Annotated in this window: 1 protein-coding gene and 1 pseudogene; both read right to left on the reverse strand. The window is 62.5% G+C overall.

Going from position 1 to position 2,835, the window contains the following annotated elements; genetic code table 11:
- Positions 1-1,288, reverse strand: a 1,288-nt coding sequence (locus RFM52_RS32650) for a hypothetical protein (protein WP_320327902.1), incomplete at its 3' end; no start/stop codon positions are given.
- A 528-nt stretch (positions 1,289-1,816) separates the two neighbouring features.
- A pseudogene (locus RFM52_RS32655) lies at positions 1,817-2,131 on the reverse strand (IS5/IS1182 family transposase); the annotation flags it as partial.
- Between the last annotated feature and the right edge of the window lie 704 nt (positions 2,132-2,835).

The raw sequence follows: 2,835 nt of genomic DNA on the forward strand, positions 1-2,835 counted from the left end.
ATGCATCTTCGATCACCTGGTTCTCTTCGTTGACGGGGCGAGTTTTAGCTGTTGTGACAGTCTGTCCGGCAGAGGCTTGCCGCAGCCTTCCCAATGCCACGTTGATGTCGCTCAGTAGTACGGCATCGTTGCCCGCAAAGTTCTTCGCCAGGCCGTCCAGCTGCTCGTCCTCAATCCGACCGTGGATTTGGCTCTGGTGGTTCTCGGCAAGCCATGTGCTGAACTTGCGCAGCGCCGCTAGATCGTTCCCCAAGGTTCGTGCTTTGAGGCGGGCCACGGCTATTGCCCGGTATTGGGCGAAGAGTTCCTCATCGTCCTTCGTGCCGGGTCGAACAGTCGAAACAGCCGTCACAGGCTGTCCGGCAGAATGCTGCCGGAGCCTTGCCAATGCCACTTTGGTGTCGCTCAGTAGTCCGGCATCGTTGCCCACAAAGTTCTTCGCCAGTGCGTCCAACCCCGGGTCCTCAATCCGGCCGGCGATCTGGGTCCGATGGTTCTCGTCAAGCCATTTGCTGAACTTGCGCAGCGCCACTATATCGCCAGTGATCGAGCTTTCACTCACCTTGGCTGTTTTAGCCACCTCGGCACGGTAGGCGGCAAAAAGCGCCTCGTCCGGATGCTCGCGGCCGCGCTTGCGGCGGCGCGTTTGCTGAACGACGGCAGCCTGGTGCGGCGCCGCGGCCGGCATTGTATGGCGCGCGCCGGTCAAATCGCCCTGTTGATTGGCCGCAGGCCGAAATGCGCTCGTGACGACGTGAGGGAGGCTCACGCGATCGGGTGCGCTTCCAAATCTCGTGGCGGGCAGGTTGACCCGCGGCGGCGGCATGGAACTCAAAGCTTCGTAAGCGCGCCCAATCGCTGCGCGGCTCCGCGGCTGATCGACACTTTGCGCCGGTGAGTGGACCACCCGCTCCGCATCCTGCCAGAACTGCGCCGAAGCGAAACTTGCGACCGGCAACGGCCCGGCGCGGTCGGCGGCGGCAAAGAGCTCGTCCTGGTCAAAACTCTGCGCAGGTGAGTGAGCTGGTGGAGCAAAGGGCAAGTGCGAACCGCCTTCCCCGGCGTCCTCCTCTTGCAGCATCCTCGGTCCAACCGCATCTGCATGTGAGCCGGTCCGCCGCCTGGCGAGACGGCTGTTTGGAACGGCTTGCCGATGCTGGCCCGGCGGCAACGCGTTCAGATGCTCCTGAAAACGCGCCTGGTTGGTCTGATGCTGTTGCGAGCCTGCATCGTCTGTGCGGGCGAAATCTGAGACGTGGGATGGATTGACATTGTTAAAGGGATCCATCGTATCTCCCTTGCCTGTTCCGAGCAGCTCAAGCCGCCCTGGCGGCTGGAAACTGTTCTATGGGACTCAGCTGTCGACAGGCTGACGGACCGAGAGCGCGGCAGGACGCAGTCGAGATCATCCCTCCAGACGCGAAGGAGGAACTCGCTGCACGGCCCGCCGATCTTCCCGTTCGACGAGCCCCGTCCAGCCGCCGTTGCGAAGCTGTCGGATCTGGTGATGCCGCGCCTCGCCTATGCAGCCCTGCGGCGCGGCAACCTAGGTGAGCGTGCGTATTGCCTCACGTAACGATGCTCCGCGAGATTCAAGCGTTGCCTCATACGCAGGTGTTTGCAGCCTCGCGGCAGCGCTTAAAGGCGCGGTTGTAAGGGAAGCCGACGAAAATTGGGGACCTAACGAACTAAGAACTGCCCGCCCCCATCTCCCAATCCGTTGAATTCTTATGAGAGCGATCCGAGTGCGGCGTGAACTGGGTCTGCAGAAAAATCAGGATCTCCCTATCTAGCCGCCCGTGAACAAGGAAGCTCGTCAGGCTTCAAGGGATTTCGGCCGGCTTTGGAGCGCGGCGAGGAGCAGCCACAGAAGCTGCCTGAACCAGTTGAGCAGCAGCGAGACGTTGTAGCCGGCGGCGGCCAGGATGGCGTTGACGGCGTCGCCCTTCTCGCCGGCGAGGTAGTAGCGGTCCATCCGGTGTTCGGCCTTGATGTGGCCGATGGCTCGATCGCGGAGCGGCGGCGCATCTGCCGCTTGATGGCCCGGTGTGATGCACCGCTTCTGGCCGGCGGTGATGACCCTGAACTTGTGGCTTTGAGGTGCGTTGTGGCCGCGGTATCCAGCGTCGGCTCAACCCGATTGCCGCTACGCGCCGCAGATTATCCTGCACCGTACTGCATGCTATTCCCAGCACGACCGCAATCTCGCGCGAGCTGATCCCGCTTCCGGCAAGCCGAAGCATTTGTCTCAACTGTCTCATGGTCAGCCTTCTCTTTGCCGGCATTAAAATGTCCTCGTTCATCGCGAGGTAATTGGTGCCAAAGTTGCTGATCCAGGAGGTAATCTTCAGAGCCGAAAAACGGCCGGTCTCTGGTTGGAATGGCGGCCGGCTTCATATCGGAATCCGCATGCGCCGGCGGAGATCGCGGCAGGACGCAGTCGAGATCATCACTTCCGGCGCGAAGAAGGCACTCGCGGCGAGCCCGCCCATCTTCCCATTCGACAAGCCTGTCCGGCTGCGGTTGTGAAGCTGTCGGATCCGGCTGATGCCCCGCCCCTGTATGCCGCCCGTTGAACGATCCGCAGCCGGTTGCCTAAAACGTCGCTGTGACGGTCGTGGCACCGCTTAAATCGCCATCATCCGCTGGTCAACCAGGCAGGAGTGTCGGCGAGCCGTTGCAGCAAGCTTCATGGACCGGAGCCGATAAGCGGCCTGAGGCGGTCCAGCAAGGCCTGGCGGTCGGCGACGAGGGTGTCGAGGTTGAGCGGCCGGCCGGTGGGCGGTTCGGCTTCAGCCAGGCGTGCGGTCAGCGCCCGGGTGGCGTCGAGGACGA

This window comes from Mesorhizobium humile (genome assembly GCF_033977215.1).
Classification (GTDB): domain Bacteria; phylum Pseudomonadota; class Alphaproteobacteria; order Rhizobiales; family Rhizobiaceae; genus Mesorhizobium; species Mesorhizobium humile.